This window comes from Pseudomonas pisciculturae (genome assembly GCF_015461805.1).
Classification (GTDB): Bacteria; Pseudomonadota; Gammaproteobacteria; order Pseudomonadales; family Pseudomonadaceae; genus Aquipseudomonas; species Aquipseudomonas pisciculturae.
On record NZ_JACVZE010000001.1, the window covers coordinates 299820 to 324448 of the forward strand.

Annotated in this window: 15 protein-coding genes and 1 pseudogene; 9 read left to right on the forward strand and 7 right to left on the reverse strand. The window is 59.3% G+C overall.

What is annotated here, in order from left to right; genetic code table 11:
* Positions 1-34: 34 nt before the first annotated feature.
* The 5 genes from ICY20_RS01440 to ICY20_RS01460 form a co-directional block, all read right to left on the reverse strand.
* The gene (locus tag ICY20_RS01440) at positions 35-778 is read right to left on the reverse strand and encodes a YkgJ family cysteine cluster protein (protein WP_194936782.1); all 744 of its coding nucleotides are present in this window, start codon (positions 776-778) and stop codon (positions 35-37) included.
* 109 nt (positions 779-887) lie between these two features.
* The gene (locus tag ICY20_RS01445; protein ID WP_159962596.1) at positions 888-1370 is read right to left on the reverse strand and encodes a GNAT family N-acetyltransferase; all 483 of its coding nucleotides are present in this window, start codon (positions 1368-1370) and stop codon (positions 888-890) included.
* Positions 1367-2269, reverse strand: coding sequence for a chemotaxis protein CheV (locus ICY20_RS01450; RefSeq protein WP_159962595.1), 903 nt, complete (start codon positions 2267-2269; stop codon positions 1367-1369). Before ICY20_RS01450 ends, ICY20_RS01445 begins: the two co-directional genes overlap by 4 nt.
* Before the next feature lie 196 nt (positions 2270-2465).
* The gene (locus tag ICY20_RS01455) at positions 2466-3440 is read right to left on the reverse strand and encodes a 2-hydroxyacid dehydrogenase (RefSeq protein ID WP_194936783.1); all 975 of its coding nucleotides are present in this window, start codon (positions 3438-3440) and stop codon (positions 2466-2468) included.
* 149 nt (positions 3441-3589) lie between these two features.
* Positions 3590-4558 (reverse strand): LysR family transcriptional regulator, encoded by a 969-nt coding sequence (locus tag ICY20_RS01460; protein ID WP_159962593.1) that lies wholly within the window; start codon positions 4556-4558, stop codon positions 3590-3592.
* A 182-nt stretch (positions 4559-4740) separates the two neighbouring features.
* Between ICY20_RS01460 and ICY20_RS01465 the strand changes: the two genes are divergently transcribed.
* Genes ICY20_RS01465 through ICY20_RS01480 form a run of 4 tightly spaced genes read left to right on the forward strand, consistent with a single transcriptional unit; the run spans position 4741 to position 9525 of the window.
* The gene (locus ICY20_RS01465) at positions 4741-6276 is read left to right on the forward strand and encodes an efflux transporter outer membrane subunit (RefSeq protein ID WP_194936784.1); all 1536 of its coding nucleotides are present in this window, start codon (positions 4741-4743) and stop codon (positions 6274-6276) included.
* A 10-nt stretch (positions 6277-6286) separates the two neighbouring features.
* Positions 6287-8464: an FUSC family protein gene (locus ICY20_RS01470; RefSeq protein WP_194936785.1), complete on the forward strand. Its 2178-nt coding sequence runs from the start codon at positions 6287-6289 to the stop codon at positions 8462-8464.
* Positions 8454-8654: a DUF1656 domain-containing protein gene (locus ICY20_RS01475; RefSeq protein ID WP_159962590.1), complete on the forward strand. Its 201-nt coding sequence runs from the start codon at positions 8454-8456 to the stop codon at positions 8652-8654. Before ICY20_RS01470 ends, ICY20_RS01475 begins: the two co-directional genes overlap by 11 nt.
* A gap of 10 nt (positions 8655-8664) precedes the next feature.
* Positions 8665-9525: an efflux RND transporter periplasmic adaptor subunit gene (locus tag ICY20_RS01480; RefSeq protein ID WP_159962589.1), complete on the forward strand. Its 861-nt coding sequence runs from the start codon at positions 8665-8667 to the stop codon at positions 9523-9525.
* A gap of 134 nt (positions 9526-9659) precedes the next feature.
* Here ICY20_RS01480 and ICY20_RS01485 read toward each other — a convergent pair whose 3' ends face one another.
* Positions 9660-10061 (reverse strand): DUF4440 domain-containing protein, encoded by a 402-nt coding sequence (locus tag ICY20_RS01485; protein WP_159963388.1) that lies wholly within the window; start codon positions 10059-10061, stop codon positions 9660-9662.
* Positions 10061-10873: an SDR family oxidoreductase gene (locus tag ICY20_RS01490; RefSeq protein WP_159963389.1), complete on the reverse strand. Its 813-nt coding sequence runs from the start codon at positions 10871-10873 to the stop codon at positions 10061-10063. The genes ICY20_RS01485 and ICY20_RS01490 overlap by 1 nt, the downstream gene beginning before the upstream one ends.
* A 180-nt stretch (positions 10874-11053) precedes the next feature.
* Here ICY20_RS01490 and ICY20_RS01495 point away from each other — a divergent pair, with 180 nt between their 5' ends.
* The 5 genes and pseudogenes from ICY20_RS01495 (at position 11054) to ICY20_RS01505 (ending at position 24514) form a co-directional block, all read left to right on the forward strand.
* Positions 11054-15052, forward strand: coding sequence for a Tc toxin subunit A (locus ICY20_RS01495; protein ID WP_194936786.1), 3999 nt, complete (start codon positions 11054-11056; stop codon positions 15050-15052).
* Between the two features lie 36 nt (positions 15053-15088).
* Entirely contained in the window at positions 15089-19957 is a 4869-nt protein-coding gene (locus ICY20_RS01500; protein ID WP_194936787.1) for a Tc toxin subunit A-related protein, read from the forward strand.
* A gap of 5 nt (positions 19958-19962) precedes the next feature.
* Positions 19963-20799: a SpvB/TcaC N-terminal domain-containing protein gene (locus ICY20_RS28285; protein WP_324187944.1), complete on the forward strand. Its 837-nt coding sequence runs from the start codon at positions 19963-19965 to the stop codon at positions 20797-20799.
* Positions 20759-20845, forward strand: a pseudogene (locus ICY20_RS28355) (hypothetical protein); the annotation flags it as partial. The gene ICY20_RS28285 and the pseudogene ICY20_RS28355, both read left to right, overlap by 41 nt.
* A 45-nt stretch (positions 20846-20890) precedes the next feature.
* Positions 20891-24514 carry a toxin TcdB middle/N-terminal domain-containing protein gene (locus ICY20_RS01505; RefSeq protein WP_407692613.1) on the forward strand — a complete coding sequence of 1208 codons (3624 nt, stop codon included), beginning with the start codon at positions 20891-20893 and terminating at the stop codon, positions 24512-24514.
* Positions 24515-24629: the final 115 nt, after the last annotated feature.

Sequence of the window (24629 nt, forward strand, 5' to 3'; positions counted from 1 at the left end):
GGAGCGGGCTTGCCCGCGAAGAGGCCAGTAAGGCCTACGCCGCCCTCAGCGAGATAAACGCATAATTGGCCGGCACCTCAGTCGCAACCTGCGCCCCCGCCTCCAGCACCTGCTCGGCGATGTCCATCCCCGACACATGAAACACCCACTCGTTGGCCACTGCCGGCTGATCTACCGCCAACTCGATCGCCCGGGCAAACGCGGCCATGTCCGGCAGGTAGGCGGTAAACCCATCCCCCTTGAGCGCGGTGGTGTGTATACCCAGCAAGGCGCAGACCGCTTCCTTGGTCTGCACGTCGTCACGGTCGGCCTGGCGTGAGCGCTGGATCAGATCGGCCAACTCCCGGTCCATCAACTCGCCGCCGATGATCATCGCCGGGCCCTGCTCCCAGGACTCCGGCGGGCAATCCTTGGCGGCAGGGTTCAACGGAATATGCGGGTTGATCTCCATCGGGTAGATACGGCACACCAACGGTCGTCGTTCATAGATGCGGCACAGGTTGTCTTCGTCAAGATTCCGGCAGCGTCCGGCGTTGTAGGCGGCAAAGGTGATCGCCACAAACGCCTCGGTGTTGCCGCTGGGCACCACCACCGAACGGCGTTCGGCGTGTTCGCGTTGTTGAAGGGGCAGGCCAAGGCCGTTGCCCAGGAACCCTTCCACCAGAACGATGACGTTACCGCCATCTGTCGCCCACATACGGGCTTCGTCGAGAGTCAGAGGGACGTGATGGTCGGTGCAGCATTTGCCGCAACCGACGCAGGAAAAGTGGGTGTTCATGGCGGATCTGTCACCAGGCAAGGTCAGAGGGCACGCTGTGACGGTGACGGGTTTCTGCCTCTGTTCACCGATGTACCTGCGATGGAAGCAAGTTGTGCGCCAGTGCCTATCAGTCTTCTTGCGCGACGTCCCGTAGGACAAATCTCATGCCCGCGCTTTCATACAGTTGCCGCGCCCGCAGATTGCTTTCCAGTACCTTGAGGTCCACATAGGGTTCGCCGCGCTGCTTGAACACCTGGAAACAGTGCAGCAACAAGGCGCGGCCCAGCCCTTGGCCCTGAGCACAGGGGTGTACAGAAAGGTTTTTGATAAAGGCGCTGGTCCAGCACTGGGCCACGCCGAGGATGCCGTCGGCGTTACTGGCTACCAGGCATAGACTGGGGTCGAACTCTGCGTCGGTGGTGAACTGGTGTTGCCAGGTTTCCAGGTTGGGCACGCGGCCGCCGCCTTGCTCCTGGGTCATGCGCAACACGGCATGGATCGCCGGGGCCAAGTCATCGCGGTAATGGTCCAACTGTGTACCGGCCGGCCATTGCGGGGCGGGTAGGCTGCCGGTGAGGTCGCGGCGCAGCAGTTGGAAATATTCGCTCACAGACCTTTTTGCGCCACGGTTTGCGCAGCGATCACCAAGGACTTGGTCAGCTCGGGCGACGAAAATTTGGTGAGCACCGAGTCGGCTCCGGCCAGGCGGGCTTTTTCGCTGTTCATCGCACTGTCCAGGGAGGTGTGCAACAGCACGTACAGCTCCTGGAAATCCGGGGTTTCGCGCAGGGTACGGGTGAGGGCGTAGCCGTCCATCTCGGACATTTCGATGTCTGACACCACCACATTGATCTGCTGCGCCGTGCCTTGCAGCTCCAACAGCACATCGATGGCTTCCTTGGCGCTGCGGGCGGTGTGGCAGGTCAGGCCGAGGTTACGCAGGGTGTGTACCGACTGTTGCAGGGCGACTTGGCTGTCGTCCACCACCAGGATGCGTGCATTGCCCAGCACTTCAGCCTCTTCCATGGTCAAGTCGGTGGGCGCGGTTTCGATCTGCGCCGGGGCGATGCCGTGGATGACTTTCTCGATATCCAACACCTGCACCAGACCGCCCTCCACCTGGGTTACCCCGGTGATAAACGAGCGATTGCCGCCTGCGCCGAAGGGCGGCGGGCGAATGTCGGTGGTCAGGCAGTGCACAATCTTGCTCACCGCCTGCACATGCAGGCCCTGCTTGGAGCGGCTCACGTCGGTGACGATCAGGCAGCCGCCGTCCGGGTCTTGCAGCGGCATTTCCCCCAGGGCACGGCTGAGGTCGATCACCGACAGCGAAGTGCCGCGCAGCGTGGCGATGCCTTTGACGTGGGGGTGCGACTCCGGCAGCTTGGTCAGCGGCGGGCAAGGGATGATTTCGCTGACTTTCAGCAGGTTGATCGCCATCAGCTTGCCGCTGCGCAAGGTAAAGAGCAGAAGCGAGAGTGAATCTGCGCGGGCTTTGGTGGTGGACATAAAAACCTTCTGTGGATCAGGGATGACGATCTATACAGAGTTATCGACTTGGAGCAGCCAGGCTTTAACCGGATTTACATGTCGGACTCGATCAATGTGGGAGGGGGCTTGCTCCCGATGAGGGTGGGTCAGCCAACACATCTGGTAGCTGATACACCGCCATCGGGAGCAAGCCCCCTCCCACATTGGATCTATGTCAGCCCTTCCACACCTGCGGGTTCACCAGATTCTGCGGGCGCTGGCCCAGCAGCGCGCTGCGCAGGTTCTCCAAGGCGCGGTTGGCCATGGCTTCGCGGGTTTCATTCGTCGCCGAACCGATATGCGGCAAGGTCACGGCATTGCTCAGTTGAAACAACGGCGATTCGCTCAGCGGCTCCTGCTCATACACATCCAGCCCCGCCCCACGAATACGCCCGGTTTGCAGCGCTTCGATCAACGCCGGTTCATCCACCACCGGGCCACGGGAAATATTGATCAGGATCGCGCTGGACTTCATCAGGCCCAGCTCGCGGGTGCTGATCAAGTGACGGGTCTTGTCGCTCAACGGCACCACCAGGCAGACAAAATCCGACTCGGCGAGCAACTGCTCCAGGCTGCGGAACTGCGCGCCCAGCTCCTGTTCCAGCTCGGTCTTGCGGCTGTTGCCGCTGTACAGGATCGGCATGTTGAACCCCAGGCGCCCACGACGGGCCACGGCGGCGCCGATATTGCCCATGCCGACGATGCCCAGGGTCTTGCCATGCACATCGCAACCGAACAACGGCGCACCGACGCTGGCTTTCCACTGGCCGGCCTTGGTCCAGGCGTCCAGCTCGGCCACGCGGCGTGCGCTGCTCATCAGCAGGGCGAAGGCCAGGTCGGCGGTGCTTTCGGTGAGGACATCGGGGGTGTTGGTGAGCATGATCCCGCGTTCATTGAAGTAGGGCACGTCGTAGTTGTCGTAGCCCACCGACACGCTGGACACCACTTCCAGCTTGCTCGCGCCTTGCAACTGCTCGCGCCCCAGTTTACGGCCCACACCGATCAAGCCGTGGGCGTGGGGCAGGGCTTCATTGAATTGAGCGTTGATGTCCCCCAGCTTGGGGTTGGGCGCGATCACCTCGAAGTCCTGTTGCAGGCGTTCGATCATTGGCGGCGTGACACGGCTGAAGGCGAGGACAGTCTTTTTCATTGCAGGCGGGCTCATCGACTACGGAAGAATGCCAAGCAAGCTAACATTCTTGGCCAGCATTGTCAGGACACTGCAAAACCAATGTGAACACAGTTCAAAAATGTGGGAGCAAGCCCCCTCCCACATTTGACCGTATCGTCTGATGGAGATCAGTTCGCCAAACGAGCGCCGCCCAACCCACCACTCACTTCATACGCCACCAACTCCGCCTGGTGCGCCGCCAGAATCTCCGGCAACGACCCGCGCAGGTATTCCACCCACGTCTTGATCTTCGCATCCAGGTACTGGCGCGAGGGGTAGATGGCGTACAGGTTCAGCTCCTGGGAGCGGTAGTTGGGCATTACCCGTACCAGCGTGCCGTTGCGCAACCCTTCAATCGCCGCATACACCGGCAACAGGCCAACACCCATGCCGCTGGTGATCGCAGTCTTCATCGCGTCGGCCGAGTTCACCAGGAACGGCGAGCTATTGATGGCCACGCTTTCTTGGCCTTCGGGGCCGTTGAACGTCCATTTGTCCAGCTGGATCACCGGGCTGACCAGGCGCAGGCAGGCGTGGTTGAGCAAGTCGTGGGGGCGTTGGGCACAGCCCTTGGCCTTGACGTAATCCGGCGAGGCGCAGGCGATGCTGTAGGTGATGCCCAAACGTTGCGACACGAAACCCGAGTCTGGCAGTTCGCTGGCCAGCACGATGGACACGTCGTAGCCCTCGTCCAGTAGGTCGGGCACGCGGTTGGCCAGGGTCAGGTCGAAGGTCACGTCGGGGTGGGTGCGACGGTAGCGGGCAATCGCGTCGATGACGAAGTGCTGGCCGATGCCGGTCATGGTATGCACTTTCAATTGCCCGGCGGGGCGCGCGTGGGCGTCGCTGGCTTCGGCCTCGGCTTCTTCTACATACGCCAGTATCTGTTCACAGCGCAGCAAATAACGTTTACCGGCCTCGGTGAGGGCAATACGGCGGGTGGTGCGGTTGAGCAAGCGGGTTTGCAGATGGGCCTCAAGATTAGAGACCGCGCGCGAGACGTTGGCCGTGGTGGTGTCCAGTTGCACGGCGGCGGCGGTGAAGCTGCCAGCTTCGGCCACACAACTGAAAGCGCGCATGTTTTGCAAAGTGTCCATGGGGTGTTCTCAAGGGAGATAGCAAATTGTGACAGAAAGTTACGCCGCCCAGTGATCCCTACCAACGGATTATCGCCTGAACGGTAACAAAGATTCACAGGAATGCCAGCTTATCGTCCTCTGAGCCGACGCCTAGAATTGCGCCACCTACCCTGCAATACCACCTCAGGAATTCGTTCGCCGTGCCGCGTCGCATCAGCAGAGAGCTGAAGACTCTCAATAACAGAGGGCTGAAGGCTCTCAGTGTTTGCGCCTTATCGTTAGCAATCAGCGGCTGTATCGGAACCGGAGGAATCGCCCCCCAAGGCCAGGCCCTCAGCGCCAACAACCTAGCCACCGACGAAGCAATCCAGAGCGCCGCCCAGGACGCCCATTGGCCCACCGCGCAATGGTGGCAAGCCTATGGCGACGCCCAGCTCAACCATTGGGTCGACCTCGCCACCCAAAACAGCCCAAGCATGGCCATGGCCGCCGCCCGTGTGCGTGAAGCACGGGCCATGGCCGGTTTGGCCGAGTCGGCCGAGTCGTTGCAGATCAACAGCGACACCACCCTCAAACGGCACAACTGGCCCAAGGATCAGTTCTACGGCCCCGGCGAATTGAGCGGCGCCACCACCTGGGACAACAATTCATCCCTGGGCCTGAGCTATGCCCTCGACCTGTGGGGCCGCGAAAGCAACACCACCGAGCGTGCCGTCGACCTCGCGCATATGAGTGTGGCCGAGTCACGCCAGGCCCAACTCGAATTGCAGAGCAACGTGGTGCGCGCCTATATCCAGCTGTCGTTGCACTACGCCAACCGCGATATCGTCGCCGCCACCCTGGCCCAGCAACAGCAGATCCTGGACCTGGCCAACAAACGCCTGAACGCCGGTATCGGCACGCACTTCGACGTCAGCCAGGCCGAAACGCCACTGCCGGAAACCCACCGCCAACTGGACGCCCTCGACGAAGAAATCGCCCTGAGCCGCAACCAGCTTGCCGCGTTGGCCGGCAAAGGGCCGGGGGAGGGCGCGCAGTTGCAACGCCCAAGCCTGTCCCTGGCCGCACCGCTGAAACTCCCATCGAGCCTGCCTGCTCAATTGCTCGGCCAGCGCCCGGACGTAGTCGCCAGCCGTTGGCAAGTCGCTGCCCAAGCCCGTGGCATCGATGTGGCCCATGCCGGGTTCTATCCCAACGTTGATCTGGTGGGCAGCCTCGGCTACATGGCCACCGGCGGCGGCATGCTGGAATTCTTGGCCGGTAAGAAATTCAACTACAACGTAGGCCCGGCGATCACCTTGCCGATCTTCGACGGTGGTCGCCTGCGTGCCGAACTGGGCGAAGCCAGCGCCGGTTATGACATCGCCGTGGCCAAGTACAACCAGACCCTGGTCAACGCGCTCAAGGGCATCAGCGACCAGTTGATTCGCCGTGAGTCCATGGACAAGCAGTCCACCTTCGCCGCCCAGTCGGTGGCTTCGGCGCAAAAAACCTACGACATCGCGATGATCGCCTACCAGCGTGGCCTGACCGACTACCTCAATGTGCTCAACGCCCAGACCTTGCTGTTTCACCAGCAGCAGATCCAGCAACAGGTCCAGGCCGCACGCCTGACTGCCCATGCCGAACTGGTCACCGCCCTGGGCGGCGGCGTGGGTGCGGGCAACGATGTGCCCCAAGACGCCAAGACCCTCCCAAGCAAGACCCCGGCGGCCCTCGCCGTGTTTGATCACTGAGTAGGATTGAATGACTCCCTTGCCTGCACCGCTGCGTTGGTTGCACGCCCTTGAGTGGCGCCGCGGTTTCTTTGACTGGGCACGCAGCGACGGCGTGACCTGGGTGTATATCTTCAAGGTGCTGATCGCCGCGTTCCTCACGCTTTGGTTGGCCATGCGCCTGGAACTGCCGCAGCCGCGAACCGCGATGATCACCGTATTTATCGTGATGCAACCGCAGAGCGGCCAGGTGTTCGCCAAGAGTTTCTACCGCTTTCTCGGCACCTTGGCGGGGTCGGCGGTGATGGTGTTGTTGATCGCGTTGTTTGCGCAAAACACTGAGTTGTTCCTCGGCGCGTTGGCGATCTGGGTCGGCATCTGCACCGCTGGCGCGACGCGTAATCGCAACTTTCGCGCGTATGGTTTTGTACTCGCTGGCTATACCGCTGCGATGGTGGGCCTGCCGGCGCTGGCGCATCCGGACGGCGCGTTTATGGCCGCCGTGTGGCGCGTACTGGAAATCTCCTTGGGCATTCTGTGTTCCACGCTGGTGAGCGCGGCGATCCTGCCGCAAACCAGCAGTGCCGCCATGCGCAACGCCTTGTACCAGCGCTTCGGCGTGTTTGCGCTATTCGTCACCGACGGCCTGCGTGGGCGCAGCCAGCGTGAAGGTTTCGAGGCCAGCAACGTGCGTTTTATCGCCGAAGCTGTGGGCCTGGAAGGGCTGCGCAGCCTCACCGTATTTGAAGACCCGCACATGCGTCGGCGTAACGGTCGGCTGAGTCGCCTCAACAGCGAATTCATGAGCATCACCACGCGCTTCAACGCCTTGCATCAGTTGCTTGAACGGCTGCGTAGCGATGAAGCGGATCACGTGGTGGCAGCAATCAAACCCGGCCTGCATGACCTTGCCGAATTGCTCGACGGTTTCTCCGGCCGCGCCCTGACCAGCCCTGACGCCGCGCGCCTGGTGGCTCAACTGAGCGCTTACAAGGACCAACTGCCCGCCAAGGTGCGTAGCTTGCGGGCAACCTTCCAGGGAGAGAGCCCCACCGAAGCCGAGCAGTTGGACTTCCACACCGCCTACGAGCTGCTTTACCGCTTCGTCGACGACCTGCACAACTACGCGCAGACCCATGCGTCCCTGGCCGACCACAGCCACGCTCGCGAAGACTGGGACGAAGCCTACACGCCCAAAACCAACTGGCTGGCCTGCGCCGCTTCGGGCATTCGTGCGTCGTTCATCCTCATTGTGCTTGGCAGCTATTGGGTCGCCACCGCTTGGCCGAGCGGTGCCACCATGACCTTGATCGCGGCGGCCACCGTCGGCCTGTCTGCCGCCACACCCAACCCCAAGCGCATGGCGTTCCAGATGGCCTGCGGCACCTTGATCGGCGCGCTGGTGGGCTTTGTCGAAATGTTCTTCGTGTTCCCCTGGATCGACGGCTTCCCGCTGCTGTGCGTGATGCTCGCACCGGTGATCATCCTCGGCGCGTTCCTGGCGTCACGCCCGCAATACGCAGGTGTCGGTGTTGGGCTGTTGATCTTCTTCAGCACGGGCTCGGTGCCGGACAACCTCACGGTCTACAACCCCTATACCTTTATCAACGACTACATCGCCATGATCATCGGCATGCTCGTCTGCGCGGCCGCAGGGGCGATCATCCTGCCGCCCAATAGCCGCTGGTTGTGGCGCCGTCTGGAGCAGGATTTACGCGAGCAAGTGGTGTATGCGATCAGCGGCAAGCTCAAGGGCCTGGCGTCGAGCTTTGAAAGCCGCACCCGCGACCTGCTGCACCAGGCCTATGGCCTGGCGGTCGGCCAGCCGCAGGTGCAGCGCGATTTGCTGCGCTGGATGTTTGTGGTGCTGGAAGTCGGCCACGCGATCATCGAGTTACGCAAGGAACAGGCGATTTTGCCGGTGCACCCGGCCTACGTCGAATCCCAGCCGTGGCGCCAGGCAATCCGCGTGATGGGCCGCTCGCTGGTGCGCCTGTTTTTGCAACCCAGCGCGAGCAACCTGGAGCGCAGCCTGATCGCCGTCGACCACGCCATCAGCCGCGTACAGGCCACCGACGAACCTTTCGCCCCGCACTTCGACACTTCAGCCCTGCGCCGGGTGAAGAGCTACCTGCACTTTATTCGCACCTCGTTGCTGGACCCGCAATCGCCCCTCGCTGCCCTAAAAGGAGTTACGCATGCCGCGTGAAATCGCCTTTCACGGCATATACATGCCGACCATGACCTTGATGTTCCTGATCGCGGCGGGGCTGGCCTGGGGGCTGGACCGTTTCCTGGCCGGGTTCGACCTGTACCGTTTTTTCTGGCACCCGGCGCTGCTGCGCCTGAGCCTGTTCGTTTGCCTGTTTGGCGCCCTGGCGCTGACCGTCTACCGTTGAGAACGCCCCGATGAAAAAGTTTTTCAGCCTGCTCGCGACCTTGCTGGTACTGGCTTTGGCCATCTGGATTGGCCGCACGTTGTGGGTGCACTACATGGAGACCCCGTGGACCCGCGACGGCCGCGTGCGCGCCGACATCATCAACGTCGCCGCCGACGTCACAGGCGAAGTGGTCGAGGTGCCGGTACGCGACAACCAGCTAGTCAAAAAGGGCGACCTGCTGATGCAGATCGACCCCGAGCACTATCGCATCGCCGTCAAACAGGCGCAGTCCCTCGTCGCCTCCCGCAAAGCCACCTGGGAAATGCGCAAGGTCAACGCCCACCGCCGCGCCGACCTCGACGCCCTGGTGATCTCCAAAGAGAACCGCGACGACGCCAGCAACATCGCCGACTCCGCCCTGGCCGATTACCAACATGCGCTGGCGCAACTGGAAGCGGCTGAGCTGAATCTGAAACGTACGCAAGTGCTGGCAGCGGTGGACGGCTACGTCACCAACCTCAACGTGCATCGCGGCGACTATGCGCGCATCGGCGAGGCGAAGATGGCCGTGGTGGATATGAACTCGTTCTGGGTCTACGGCTTCTTCGAAGAAACCAAATTGCCCCATGTGAAGGTGGGCGATAAAGCCGACATGCAATTGATGAGCGGCGAGACGTTAAAGGGCCACGTGGAAAGCATCTCGCGCGGCATCTACGACCGCGACAACCCCGAGAGCCGCGAACTGGTGGCGGATGTGAACCCGACGTTCAACTGGGTGCGGTTGGCGCAGCGGGTGCCGGTGCGGATTCACATTGATGAAGTGCCGCAAGGGGTGTTGTTGGCGGCGGGCATCACCTGCACCGTCATCGTCAACCAAACACAGAACTAAATGTGGGAGGGGCGGTGCGACGATTCGACTTGCTCCCGATGGCTGAGTGTCAGTCACCAGATGTATTGACTGACCCACCGCTATCGGGGGCAAGCCGAATCGTCGCACCGCCCCTCCCACATTTGTTGACCGCGTCAGGCCTTTATGAAGGTTTCATGCAGATGGCGCCAAAGCAGCGCGCCGCTGGCCTGTTTCTCGAATACCACCGTGGCGCGGCGGTCGGTTTGGGTGCCGCTGTCATCCACCTGACGCTCACGGTAAGTTACCGTTGCCCCACGCGCATGCCGGTCGATCCCGGCCATTTCACTCAAGGTTATTTTTAAACCGGGACGCATCCCGCCCAAACGGGTGAACAACGCATGGACTCCGGCCGCATTAACCCGTGTGCCGGTAGCCGGGGCGACCATCGTGAACTCCGGAGAGAAGCGGGCGAGCAGGTTTTGCAAGGTGCCTTCGGGCGCGACACCGGCAAACCATTGCTCGATTTCGATGTGGGTTTGGATGACTTCTTCGAAAAAGTCGCTGTAGTCGATCATTACAAACTCCTTGCTAATCCAAAGCGCTTCTTCAAGACACTTTCCAATAAACCTTTAGGCAAAAGCGCCGCCATCAACGGCAGCGCCCGGCTGCCATTGCCTGCGCGTAACAGGCGAGGCGGGGTTGCTTGCTGCACACCCTTGAGCACCTGCGCAGCAAATTCGCTGGCCGAGGTCGGGTTGTCTTGCGAGGCCTGGGAGCGGGCGCGGATGCCTTCGCGCAACGGCCACCATGGGGATTTTTCGCTGATCAGCAACTCAGCCTGGGCCCCGGCGTTTTTCGCAAAGCTTGTATCGATAGCGCCCGGCTGCACTTCCATCACGCGCACGCCAAAGGGCGCCAGTTCCATGCGCAGTGCGTCGCTCAAGGCATGCACGGCGGCCTTTGATGCGCAGTAGGCACCGGCAAACGGCGTCACCAACACCCCTGAAACACTGCCGATATTCACCACCAAGCCTTTACTGCGGCGCAGTGCCGGAAACAGCGCCTGGGTCACGCCGACGATGGAAAACACGTTGGTCTCGAATTGGCGCTGCATCGCTTCGGTGCCGCCATCGAGCAGCGGGCCCATTGCGCCGTAGCCAGCGTTGTTGACCAGCACATCCAGTTCGCCCAGTTGTTCGGCCAGGTGCTGCAGGGCGGCGCTGTCGTTGACGTCTAACTCGACTGCGTTAAAGCCCGCGGCAGCGAGCGCGGCGACGTCTTCCGCACGGCGAGCGCTGGCCCACACGTTGAAGCCTGCGGCTTTGAAGGCGTCAGCCAGGGCACGGCCGATGCCGCTGGAGCAGCCGGTGATCAGTACGTTGGGCATGAGTGAGTCCTTATTCGGGTTGGCCAGCTGGCGCAGGCGACGGCTGAGTATAACCAGCCTGGCAGTGGATGACCGATCGTCGGTTTTTAGGGTGAACCTGTCAGAGTTCACAGGTATGCGCCGCAAAAAAAGGGGCTAGGGTCGTTGTCATTGCTACTTCGTCTTTACGGTGATCAGAGCATGAAAGCTAAGCCAGAGCCCAAGTCCAAGACCAAACGTGTTACCTCCTCAGATTCAACCCAACCTGTTGCTCGAGCCGAGATCGAACCCGTTCCCAGCAAACGGCTGCTGAGTGGCCTGGTATCGAACGCCGCTGCGAAAAAAACCAAAAAAGGCAGGCTCAACTTTATCGACGCCTTGACTGAGATGGGCTGCAAATCGGTGTTCGATATCATCCGTGTGCCTTCGACGGTATTTATACAACGCTTGAGCCGACTGTCCGACGCCGACGGCGCCCTAGCGTATAAAAATGCCCAATGTTTCGCCCAGCAGATCGGCAGCCTTTACCGTGAGCACCTGGTGTCCAACGGCCAATACCAGCACATGACCCGGGCGACGGGGGTGCGCGGCATGGTAGAGGTGGGCCCCAGCTACCCGAACCTGTTCAAGGAAAACTGGGACCAGTTTTGCGCCGTCGGGGCGCTGTCGGCGGTGACTGGGGTGGTGGCCTATTTGGCGTCGATCTACCGGCTGGCGACAAATACCCTGGAAAAAAGTGGGGAGGGCACTGAGTACAAGATTTTTTTGGACACGCGGCGCCCTGACCTTAAGCACCTACTGATCGATCAGCACAGCACCCACACCGCTCGGCCCATGTTGGAGATCGTCAACGATGTGTTGTCGGCGGGGATCAAGGATTATCTGATAGAGGCAAACCACCCCGATAAAGACAAGCCGATTTACGAGTTGCTGGCCAAACGTCGCCATCCGTTTATGTTTCCCTACAACTTTGCCCATCACCAATGCCGGTTGGGGCTGGGTGGCAAGAAGCCTGAATTGGGGGAGTTGAATTATCGGATCAGCTTGCGGTTGCCGATCAACCAGCGACCTGAGAGTGATCATGGCTCGGTGCAACACATGTCGGTTGAGGCTCAGCGGTTGTTGTCGGGGTTGAGTCCGCAGCAGCAGGAGTTGTTGATTGAGCGTTCGTTGTTTACGACGTTTTATTTGACTAAGTCGGTGTTGAGCGCGGGGTGGCAAGGGCCGGGGGCTGTTTATCTGCTGCCACATGACAGGATCAACGGGGGGTATCTGGTATTAGCGCAGTCGACTGTTGATAACGTTAATCCATCAGCTGAGGGTTTAACAACGACGAACTCACCCGCGCACAACATAGCAACTATCCGTTTCTCAAGGGCCGGCAGCTCCGAACGTCTTATAAGATTTACTCTCCAATCCTCCGTACCGGAATTGGCCAGTAGATGGAGGCTAAATATTGGGCATCTCGGAAATGCGTACACCATTTCCCCATGGGTTATCGGATCTTCGAGTTTCCCGGCCGATAGCGATGGTTATCGCAGCACGATCAACCTGAACTTCGCCACCAACACTGTGCCTCATTTCAAGTCCGTTTTAAGCTTTACCCTCGTACTCGACGAGTTCTACAGCTTGACCTCTGAGCAAAGCGCTTTCTTTCTCAACGGTTACGGTGTTGATCACAGTGACGCACTGGTTTCACTCAACACCTTCCAGCAACAAACCGAACTCAACGCCAACCAGATCGAAGCGCTGTTGTCGCAGCGTACCCATTACCCGCGATTATCACCCAACTGCCACACCACCAACTTGCAAGTCGCCAAGGGAGGCATCGCCGGGCACTACGGCTCCTGTTACGTCAACGGCCATGGCTCCGACCGCTACGACACGGTCGAGCCTGCCACTGCGGCATCAATTATCAAGGACAAGTACGACAACGCGATGGGCCTCAAAGAGGAAACCAAGGGAGGTAAAACCGCCTGGTACCTGACCAAAACCTCACTAAATCGCTTCGACCGCCTGCAACGCATGATCCGCCTGCAACGCTGGATGGGCATCCCCTTTGCCAAGCTCGATACCCTGGTGATCAGCGCGATGCGCAGTGAAGGGGTAAATAACCTGACACTGGACTTCAACACCAACACGCTGAGAGTGTTGGGTGTGTACCGCTATTTAAATAACCGCTACAGCATTGAGCCGGAAGAGTTTGCCGCGCTGCTTCATCACATTGCGCCTTACTCCACCGGGGAGCGGTTGCCGTTGTTGGATGAGGTGTTCAATAAGTTTGCGTTGTTCGACCAGCCGCTGGTGCTCGACCAGCAAACGTTCACTATCGATAACCCGAATGCGAATTCACTGAGGACGCTGGCACAGCTGTGTGCCGGCCTTGGGGTGAGCGTCGAGTCACTGTTGCGCATGGCGGCGCAGACCATCAAGCATGTAGGCCCGCTTAAGCGTGATTTGAGCACGGTGTCGTCGATTTATCGTCAGGCGCGGGTGGCTCGTATGTTGGGGGTACCGGTGGACGAGGGGCTGGACATGGTCGAGTTGCTCGGCGGGGGGGATTATCAAAAATTGCTCTGTAACGGTGCGTTGACTGACTCCGCGTTCAAGCCGCTGAAGCGTGTTTCGCTTGAGGCGCTACTGATTGGGAACATGAGGCTTGTATTGAACCTGGTGGTTGATAGCTCCGGAAATGCTCCACTCATCAGCTTGCTGCCGGGATCCAACCTGCAGGTGTTTATGGGGTGGGACTTTGTGAGCATGGTCGAAACCCGGCTGTTCTCTCTTGTCAGCTCGCAGATTCTGCCGGGTTTTGAAGGTTTCCTTAAAAACGTCGACGGCAGCGTGTTAACCCTTGAGCCCCTAACAGGAGAGCAAGGTATCAGGCTGCTGACGGGCAAACAAATCACCCGAGACGCCTGGGATGTTTTGTTTGAACGCCCTCACATGGTGTCGTCACTGAACGTCAGATGTGGGCTTCAAGAAAGTCGTAAGCTTAGTGTCATCACTGTCGATAAAAACACCTACGGTTCAAGACACCCCGACGTTCTTGACCTGCTGATGCAACTGGATTGGTGCACGACCTGGCTTAAGGACAGCAAGCAGAACCTCAACGATGTACGGCGCTTGCTGGGCGTCAGCCCCGACGACTTCCTGCCGCGTGAAGGGTTGACCGACCGTTTCACAGGCCTGGCCGACGCGACGCGTGGGGCGTTGGTCACTGACGCGCAGATCCTGGCGCTCAACCTGCCAACCCATGAACTAGCGCGCAAGAGCAAAACGTCGCGTACCGTCGGCGCCCCCATCAACTGGCGTGAGGTACTGCTGCCGCTGCTGGATGCCCAAGGGCTGATAAAACCCCTGGAGCTGGAGCTGGTGGAAAACACCCTGGCGCAATTTCAAGTGCACCTTCGTGTTGCGGTCAACGCCCTCGAGCTTGAGCAAGACGTCAGGGGCGAGTGTGTAGAAAAAATCAGCAACCTCCTGCTGGGCGCCCATGACCGGCAATTGCGCTTGATTGAAGGGCTGGCACAGGAAGTGATCAATTTGCCCATGGACCGCGCTCAAGTGGTTATTTACTGGGCACAGACGTCGGTGCATGCACTCTTGTCTGCGCTGTTGAACCCACGCACCAAAGGCAGCGCCAAGGTTGATGACCCAGACCCGTTGTTGACTCAGCTTCAGCGCGTGCTGCGCTACGGGCAGGCTGCGTTGCATCTGGGGCTTAGCACTGCGGCTTTGCGGGTGTTCCAGGTGCGTTCCAGCTGGTTGCATGGCCTCAGTAGCGAGGGGGTGGTGCTGAGCTTGAAGACGTTTTATTTGCTGCACAGCTACAGCCAGTGGTTCCGCAGCCAAAGCCAGGCCGAGGAAGCGTTGTTGGGTTACTTCATCCTCGCCAACCCCGCTGTAGCCCAGCTCAAGACCAAAGCCCAGCGCAATGCGGTCAACCAGGAAGCAGCCACCGCGCTGGCGTCACTGCTGAAATGCAGCAAGGACGAGATCCTCATGTTGTTCGCCCAACTGCCATCCCTGCGCGCCTGCAGCATGGCCGAGGTGGATTGGATTCGGCGTTGTCAGGCCACGAGCCTGGCCAGCGGTTTACCCGCCAGAGATTTGCTGCGGGCAACGGCGCTGCATGTTGGCAGTACCGGTTCTGATTGGCAGGCCGTCGGTGAAGCGGTAATGGCCGCCCGTCACTGATCGTTGTTTCTTGTCCTTTGCGCACAAGGATTGACCATGAGCACGTCCATCGACAGCCAGTTACAGGAAACCCTGCGTGACGCCCTGGTGGCCTTCTTCTTGAGTGAAGTGGTGCCCAAGGCGGCGAAGTTTGTGGACGCGGGGTTGAGCGACAAAATCATCACGGCCAACGACCTGTATCAATACCTGCTGATCGACAACCAGGTCAGCCATGTGGTGCAGAGCAGCCCGGTGGCATCGGCCATCGCCAGTGTGCAGCAGTACATCAACGCGGCGTTGATGGGCATGGAGCCGGGGTATGAAAAATTTATCATGCAAGAGCACCTGATTACCTACTGGCGCACCATCCAGTGCCAGTACCCGACCTGGGCCGCCGACCAACAGTTGCGTTATAACCCGGAAAACTATATCGACCCGCAATTGCGCATGAGTAAGTCCAAGTACTTTCAACAACTGGAAATGGACATTAACCAGAACCGGATCAATTTCGACACGGCCCAAGAGGCGGTTAAGCATTACCTGAACAGTTTCGAAGAAGTGGCCAACCTCACGGTGATCAATGGTTATATCACCACTGATGACTTCAAGAACGGCATGTATTACTTCATTGGTAAATCCCAGAGCGAACAACTCCAGTATTACTGGCGCTCGGTGGACATGTCCCAACGCTCGCCCAAAAACATCAATCAGCCAGAGGGGGATAAGGTCGATAACCCGCAGTCGGGTGCCTGGTCGGATTGGCACAAGGCGAATCTGCCGATTTCTGCCAGCGCCATTGAACGCACTATTCGCCCGGTGTACTTCAATAACCGCTTGTGTGTGTTCTGGGTGGAGTTGATTGATCGCAGCCGGGAGGCGATGACGGTGGAGGTGGGTAAGCCTTATCAGCCCCCGGGACCTCAGATACCTTTGCCCGAGGTGATCGTGCAAACCAACCCGATGCTGCATTTGAATATGGTGTACAAAAAATATGATGACAGTTGGAGTGCGCCGTACACCTTGATTGAGGCGTGGAGTGAGTCGGCGTTGTTCGAGAGCCAGAGTGTGGTGGATTTGATTGAAAGTATTGCAGTACAGGACAACTCGACTTCGCCGGACACAATGTTTGTGGCAATGTATTTAGGCTATGCCGAGGGGGCGGCGAATAATGGGGAGCTGGACAGTTATGCTTTTTTAAAAACTGCGTTTATCGATAAAAATTTCAATGTTCAGCATGCTTTTCCAGAGGCAGGGGTGGTGCCCGAGGTGGGCGTTACTCAAGAAATTAGAAAGTACCACGTTTTGAGTTTTGGCCGTTTATTTGCTTTTGATAATAAACATGCTTTTCAGTTTAGGATTCCCGCTGTCACTATTGGTGTTAAAAGTGTCGAAACTTCATCGCCACTGCCAGCCGATGAGAATTGGAACTTTAAGGGCTGGTGGCAGAATAAAATAGCCGACCCAGTGAAAAATAAGGAGGTGAAATTTGACACTGTGACGCAACGGCTGGTATTTGAATCAAAGATTATGCAAGATATTTCTCTGCCTGCTGCGGATCAACTGGTCGTGCAGTTTGCCAGCGCTGATAGTGTGCGCAAATGGAATCTTTTCCTGAGAGTGCCGAGCGTTCACACGGGAGCATATGTAACGCTTCTGGAAGGTTCAAGGATAGAAGTCGTTTTAGGTGGTCCTGTGACTGGCTGGGGGAGCAATGTTATTAATATGACTCGTGGCTCGCAGTTTTTTAGCGGTATTTTACGGGACACTCTAAATTACGAAACCTGTACTTTGCCACGGCCCGAGGGGCAGGTGGTTAATCTTGTGGGCAAGATTTTTTCAACGACTGCATTCTCCTATCTAAAGGCTCAGCCTAGTGAGCTAAAACTTCACACCATTTCAAATGGAACTGATCATGCATTTTATAATGCAATTTCTTCGAGTGTTACCATCGAGCCAGCTGTGCATCGGTTTCGACATTGGGTTATGCATCCATTAGATTTATCTAATGTGACCGGCGGCAGGGCGGCATTAATTATGTCTAGTCCGTCCGAAGTCAGGAACCCTCCGGACACGCATTCTGTTTCGATAGCCATCAATGTTCAAACACTGCTGCCAGATTGGAATGTTAGCTGGCCAGTCGGCCAAAAAAAAATACCGCTTATCTACGGGATTGGGGTCGAGCGTACTGAGGGTGTCGGAGGCGGGGCTGCTTTAAAGCTCACCGAAGTCGAACTTGAGATTCTCCCAAGGGTCGGTGATTTACTGGTCGCCCCCCGCCTCAGCACCCGACCCAGCCCCACCCTGGGCGTCGCTGAATTCATCGATTTCCGCGGCTCGACTATCGAAAAAACCGATGGCAGCACCACCGCCCTACGCCAACCCATCCGTATGAACACCCTGTTCGCCCGCGAACTCATCAACAAAGCCAATATCGCCCTGGAGAGCCTGCTGGACTGGAGCACCCAATTGCTGCCCGAACCGCCCCTGGACCCCGCATCGGAAGACGATCGGATGGATTTTCGCGGCGCCAACGGCAAGTACTTCTGGGAGCTGTTCCTGCACCTGCCGTTCCTGGTCAGCCACCGCATGCTTTTAGAGCAACAGTTCGACGACGCCGAACGCTGGCTGGCGTTCATATTTGACCCGGCGCGCAAGCGCGGTAGCAGTACAAGTGGTCGCCCGGACTACTGGAACGTACGGCCATTGATGGACGACCCCGACCTCGACGCCGTCAGCCGCGCCCCCGCCGACCCGGACGGCATCGCCGAAAGCCACCCGGTGCGCTACCGCAAGGCGGTGTACCTGCATTACTTGAAAGTGTTGCTCAGCCGTGGCGACAACGCCTACCGGCAACTGACCCCCGACAGCCTCGGCGAGGCCAAGCTGTGGTACGTGCGCCTGCTCGACCTGCTGGGCCCACGGCCAGACGTGAAGCTGGTGGATAATTGGACGCCCATCACCCTGAAAACCCTGGCCGACAGCAGCAACCCCGGGTTGCGCCAGTATGAACAGCGCCTGATCGCGCAGGACCAATTACGCGAGGAGATGAGCATCTCCAGCAATGGCGAGTCGCGGTACGCGTTCCCCGAGCCGGCGTTATGCCTGCGCACCTTCACCCCAGACCTGACCCTGCAGACCCTGGACACCGGTTACCTGCGCTTGGCGTTCAACGAAAAATTGGTGGAGATGTGGGACCTGGTCGAGTCTCGACTGAGTAACTTGCGCAACAACCGCACCTTGGACGGCAAGCCTTTGTCCTTGTCGCTGTTTGCCTCACCACTGGACCCTCGTGAACTGCTGGCCGCCTTCGGCCAGGGCGCAGCCGCCGGCAGGGCAGGGCGTTTGTTGGCGCAAGCGGTGCCGCCGTATCGCTTCACGGTGATGCATGGTGCGGCCAGTAGCGCGGTGGAAACCTTGATCCAGTTTGGCCAGACCTTGTGGTCGCTGATCGAGCGTAAGGAGCAGGCGCAGTTTCAAGAGCTGCAACAGCAGCAGATGTTCGCGATGGCGCAGTTTGCGATTGACCTGCAGAAACAGGCAAAAGTTATTGATGAGCAACAGGTTAAGGCGTTGTGTGCCAGCAAGGCCGTTATTGAAGGGCGTTTGAAATTTTACAGTGAACGGGTCGGGGAGGGGATTGAAGAGGAAGGAGGAGATGAAGGTGGGAAGAAAATCTACCTCGATGAAGCAAAGGCGGCAGCGCAGCATATGGAAGGGGCAAATGCCGATAAAGCCAGTTGGATCTCCGAGGCAGTAGGCGCAGCTCTGAAATTGCCACCCAACGCTTTTGGTGGCGGTGGCGGGGGGGGCGCAGGTGTATGTATAGGGATACCGCCAACCCCAAGTGGAGGGGGAGGAGGGGCAGGCTCAGCAGGCGGTTGGCGTCTGGAAGGCGCGCCCCTGATTGTTGCAGCAATAGCCGCTGGTATTGCGAGTTTGGACCGTGCAAGTGCCATTGCTTTGGATCGCAGCGAACAGCTGCGTGAGCGACATGAGCAATGGAAGCTGGCCAAGGATCAGGCAGGCCTGGAGATCAAGCAAATCGAAGCGCAAGAGAAGGTGCTGCAAGAGCAAGCCAAGGCCACCGCCATTCAATTGCGCCAGGCCGAACTGGCGTTCGAACAAGCCAAAACGGCATACGACTTTCTAGGTAAACGCTTTACCAACGCGCAGCTGTACCAATGGCTCAATGGCCAGTTCGCCACGTTTTACTACCAAGCCTATGACGCCACCTTGTCGCTGTGCCTGGCAGCCGAGGCCTGTTTGCAGTACGAAACCGCCAACTTTTCCAGGCGGTTTATCCAGACCGGCGGCTGGAACGACAGCCGACGCGGGTTGGGCGCGGGTGAGGCGTTGAAGTTGCAGTTGTTGAATATGCGTTCGGCCCACCTGACGAACGACGAGCGCCTGTTGGAAATCACCAAGACCGTATCCCTGCGGCAGCTCAAAGCCATGGACGACAGCGATGAACTGATCAATAAAAACTGGGAAGGCATGCACGAGGACTTATTGGAGCACGGCGTAACCCGGTTCGAGTTGAGTGCAAAGATGTTCGAGGACGATTACCCAGGCTGTGAACGGCGCCGTATCCAACGCATGGGGGTCAGCCTGCCGTTGGTGCTGGGGCCATACGAGGACGTGGCCGTCACCCTGACCCAAACCTGGAGCGCGGTGCAGTTAGGCGGCACGCTCAAGGAAAACCTGCAAGCCAGCCAGCAAATCGTGTTGTCCCACGGTGACAACGATGACGGGCGATTCACCCCGGCCGGAGACGGGCGCTATGACGCGTTTGAAGGCACTGGCGCGATTTCACGCTGGGCGCTCGAGTTTACCGAGCAAGACCTTGATCTTCGCAAGCGGCAAATCAATGCCCTGCCCGACATTATCCTGCACCTGAGTTACACGGCCAAAGCCGGCCAGGAGTAGCCACCATGCCTAACGACGAGTCTTTGAGTGTCAACCTGCCGAGCCTGCCCAAGGGCGGTGGCGCGATCCGCAGCATCGGTGATGGCTTGGGCGCGGTGGGCGCCCGGGGAGCGGCCAGTGTCGAGTTACCTCTGCCGATTTCACCGGGGCGCGGTTTTGCCCCTGGGCTGTCGCTCAGTTACAGCAGCGGCATTGGTAACAGCCCCTTTGGCATAGGCTGGAGCAAGACGGTGGATGCTATCAGCCGGCGCGCCTCCAAGGGCGTACCGACCTACACCGATGAGGATATTTTCCTTGGCCCGGACGGTGGCGTGTTAATGCCTGAGCGGGACAGCAGTAGCGGCGTATTGATTGCCCGCATAGAAACCCAATACCGCGGGCTCAGCGTGGGCAGCCACCTGGTGACGCGTTATTGGCCGCGCACCGAAGGCGCCTTTGCGTTGATTGAACGCTGGACCTCAAGTACCGATCAGACGATGTTCTGGCTGGTGCACACACCCGATGGCAACCTGCATCTCTACGGCAAGGCTGACGAAGCACGCCGCGCCGACCCTGACGCCCCGACACGGGTAGCGGCCTGGCTGATCCAGGAAAGCCTCGACCCTCACGGCCAGCACGTAGCCTACGCCTACAAACCCGACAGTGACCCGGTGGCCCCCGGCCAGTCGCACGACTGTCGTGCGCAGCGCTATTTGCGGGAGGTTTATTACGGTAACGCCCAGGCCAGTGATCAGCTTTTTTCCTGGCGCGCAGAGGGTTGGGCCACGGTGCAGTGGCATTTTCATCTGGTGTTTGACTACGGTGAGCGCTGGCGGGATCGAGGCGGCTCCTGGCTATGCTGAAATTCAGCCTTGGGCCATTCGTGACGATGGGTTTTCGGACTACCGCTACGGCTTTGAGCTCAGGATCCGCCGCCTTTGCCGACAAGTCTTAATGTTTCACCGCTTCCCCCAACTGGGCGTGCAGCCGGTACTGGTGCAACGACTGTGGTTGGAATACCGCACGACGCCGCTGGGGTACACCCATCTGGTGGCGGCCCATTCCCAGGCGTGTGACGGTAACGGCAGGCTACACAGCCGCCCCCCCATGGAATTCACCTACCAGCCCTTCGCCCCTGCGTCGCACGCGAGCGGCTGGCAAGCGTTCGATGCGATGCCGGGTCTGAACGATGGCTACCGCTACCACTTGGTCGATCTGCTTGGCGAGGGCATTGCGGGCGTTCTGTACCGCAGTGATAAGGCCTGGTATTACCGTGCTCCCCAGCGGGCAGAACCGGCTGGCCATCGCGATGACGTGGTGTATGACCAGTGGCGCGAACTCGGCCCTATTCCAGTCGCCGACAGCACGCAGCCGGTGCGTCAATTTCTGACGGACATTACCGGCGATGGCAATCCGGATTGGGTCATGTCTCAACCTGGCTGGAGCGGTTTTTTCACCTGTCAGCCAGACGGCACCTGGGACAATTTCGCCCCACTCAATGCCGTCCCCAATGAATTTTTTCACCCACAGGTGCAATTGGCGGACCTGATGGGCGCTGGGCTGCAAGACCTGGTGATGATCGGGCCGCGCAGCGTGCGCCTGTATTCGAGCCTGCGAGCCGAGGGCTATGCAGGCGCTCAAGAGGTGGAACACAACGTTGACGATGACCGCTTGCCTCAATTCAGCCATTCGCGTCAGCATTTGGTGGCATTCAGCGATGTGTTGGGCAGTGGCCAGCAGCACCTGATCGAAGTGCGTCATAACAGGATCAAATGCTGGCCCAACCTGGGCAGAGGGCGCTTCGGCAAGGGGTTTGTGTGGTGCACCTTGCCTTTCTCTTATGAAGAGTTCGATGTCTCGCGGGTGATGTTCGCTGACTTCGATGGCTCGGGTGCCGCCGACCTGGTGATCCTTGAACCTGACTGCGCGCTGATCTACATGAATCGCTGCGGCAACGGTTTGGACGATGAGCCCCTGCGCCTGCCGTGGCCGACGGGCGTCACCTACGATCGGTTTTGCCAAGTCAGTTTTGCCGACCTGCAAGGGCAGGGGTATTCCAGCCTGGTACTGACGGTGCCCCACATGACGCCCCGGCATTGGCGTTATGACGCACTTGAGGCCAAGCCTTACCTGCTCAGTGGCACCAACAACAACCTGGGGGCCGCCGCGAGCATCGTCTACCGCAGTTCGGCCCAGGAGTGGTTGGATGAAAAGCACGAACTGACGGCACGAAACAAATCGGCGATCAGCTTGCTGCCTTTTTCCATGCCGTTGGTCAGCGTCCAGACCCAGCTGGATGAGATCACCGGTAACCAATTGACCCAACGATTTTCCTATCGCAATGCCTTTTACGATACGGTCGAGCGGGAATTTCAGGGGTTCGGTTTGCAGTACGCCACGGACTGCGAGGCCCAGGCGCAAGAGGGGCAGGAGGACGGCTATACCGCACCGGTGCTGCGTAAAACCTGGTTCCAGGTGGGGCCAGACCTCGACCCGCCACGTGATGATTTCTTCAGTGCCGACCCAAGCGCCGTACCTCTGGGCAGCGCGTTACTCAGTCATTATCACCTGGCAGACAAGAGCGACCAGTGGGTCGAGCCGGATGCGACTGAGCGCGTGCAGATGTGCTACGCGCTGTCGGGGCTGATGTTGCGCAGCGAAATCTACCCCCTGGATGACCCGCTGGGCGTGCCCTACAGCGTGGAGGAAAACCGTTATGCCGTGCGACGCCTCGACCCGCCGACCGGAGGCACGCATGCGGCCTATTCGGTGATGCAGGTACTGCCCCTGGAGGCGGTGGCTTACCAGTACGAGCGCGACGCCACCGACCCGATGTGTCAGAAAACCCTCGGCCTGGCCTGGGATGAGTTCGGTAACCTGACGCGGGGCGTCAGTGTGCACTATGCCCGCCGCATGACGGCTGCCGATGACCCTGCCTGCGCACTCGACCCCGGCGTTATCGAGCCCCAAAAACGCTGGTGGTGTGACGCCCATGATTCGGCACAGCAGTCTTATTACCTGACGGAAACCCTCGCGCAGTTCATTCACCTGACGGCACCCCAGGGTTGGCGCCTGGGGTTGCCCTACCTGCAACGCAGCAACGCCTTGGTGTTGAGCAAGGGCCATGGCCCGGCAGGCTTGACGCCTCAGACCGTCAGCTTTGAGCACTTCACGGCCGCTACGGCGGACAACCCGCTCAACCCCACTGCGCAACGTGTACTGGTAGGGCAATCGCTGCAGCGCTACCGCAAGCTGTCGGACGACAGTACGTGGCCGGACGGCCAGGCCGATTTCGAGGGTTTGCCCGACTACCTGGAAATCGCTGAACTCGACCACAAAGCCCTGACCGCCTACGACCTGCTCAAGGACGAGGACGGCACGATGCCGTTTGATCTTGAAGAAAAACTGATTGAGATCGGCTACCACCGCATGCCATGGGTGCTGGGCCCTGCCTTGGAGGCCAAACCCTTGTGGTCGGTCAAGCGTGGTTTTAACACCTACGCGTCGCTGTCGGACTTTCATCAGGTGACCTCGGTGCGCCAAACCCAAAGCCACGGTGTGACGTTGATGGGGTATGACATTTACCGTTGTCTGAATACGTCTGTGACGCTGCCCGATGGTTGCCAGACCAAGGTCGACAGCATCGACTATCGCCTGTTGCAGCCCACTCGCATCATCGATCCCAACCAAAATACCCAGGAAGCGTTACATGGCGCTTTCGGTCAGGTGCTTGCGACCAGCTTTTATGGCAGGGAACGCGGTGAGGCCGTAGGCTTCGACCCGATTGCCCAGTATCAGCGTCCTGACGACGACAGCCCCGCCAAGGCCATTGAGGCCCAGGGCGATGCATTGCAAGGCGCGGCTACCGCCTATTTTGAAAACCCGTTCAGTTGGATGGGCCGCGTGCCAGACGCCGATCGCCGAGACCTCGGCTGGCTCAACGAGTGCGTAGCACAAGGCGACCTGCTGCCCAGCGGTTACGTTCGTGCCAGCGCGCGCAGGCTTACAGCGAAGGATGACTTGACCCCGGCACGCCAACGTCTGTTGGCGCTGTTGGAGGCCGTGTCGCGTGAGCCGGTGCACGGGCTGATCCTGCAGGCGGATCGCTACCCGAATGACAGTGAGCGGCAGATTCGCATGGCAATCAGTTGTTGGGATGGCTTTGCCCGTTCGCTGCAAAGCAAGCAAAAGGTCGAAGATGGCTACGCCTATCACGTACTGGAAGACGGCACCCTGGCTTTGGGGGCGAATGGCGAGCCCATTACCCTGCAGAACGTGATGCGTTGGCGCGTTAGCGAACGCGTTGAATACAACAATAAAGGCCAGGTCGTCAGGGTGTACCGACCTTACTTTGCCGCTGCCTGGCGTTATATCAACGATGCCAGTTTCAGCCAGCACGGCTACCACGACGAACAGTTCTACGACCCCTTGGGGCGCCCGACTCACACGGTTCTTGCCAAGGAAGGCTACCTGCGGCGCCAGACCTATCATTGCTGGTACACCATCAGTGAGGATGAAAACGACACGTATGAAGAGGTGATGGCCGCCAAGGCTGAGACAGGTGCGAAAACGTCATGAACGCCGTGGTTCACACGCACACACCGAACCTGGTTGTGTACGACCCGCGCAGCCAAGTGGCTTGTGCAGTCGATTATTGCCGTAGCCATACGCAGGATTTGGCTCAGCGGCGGAT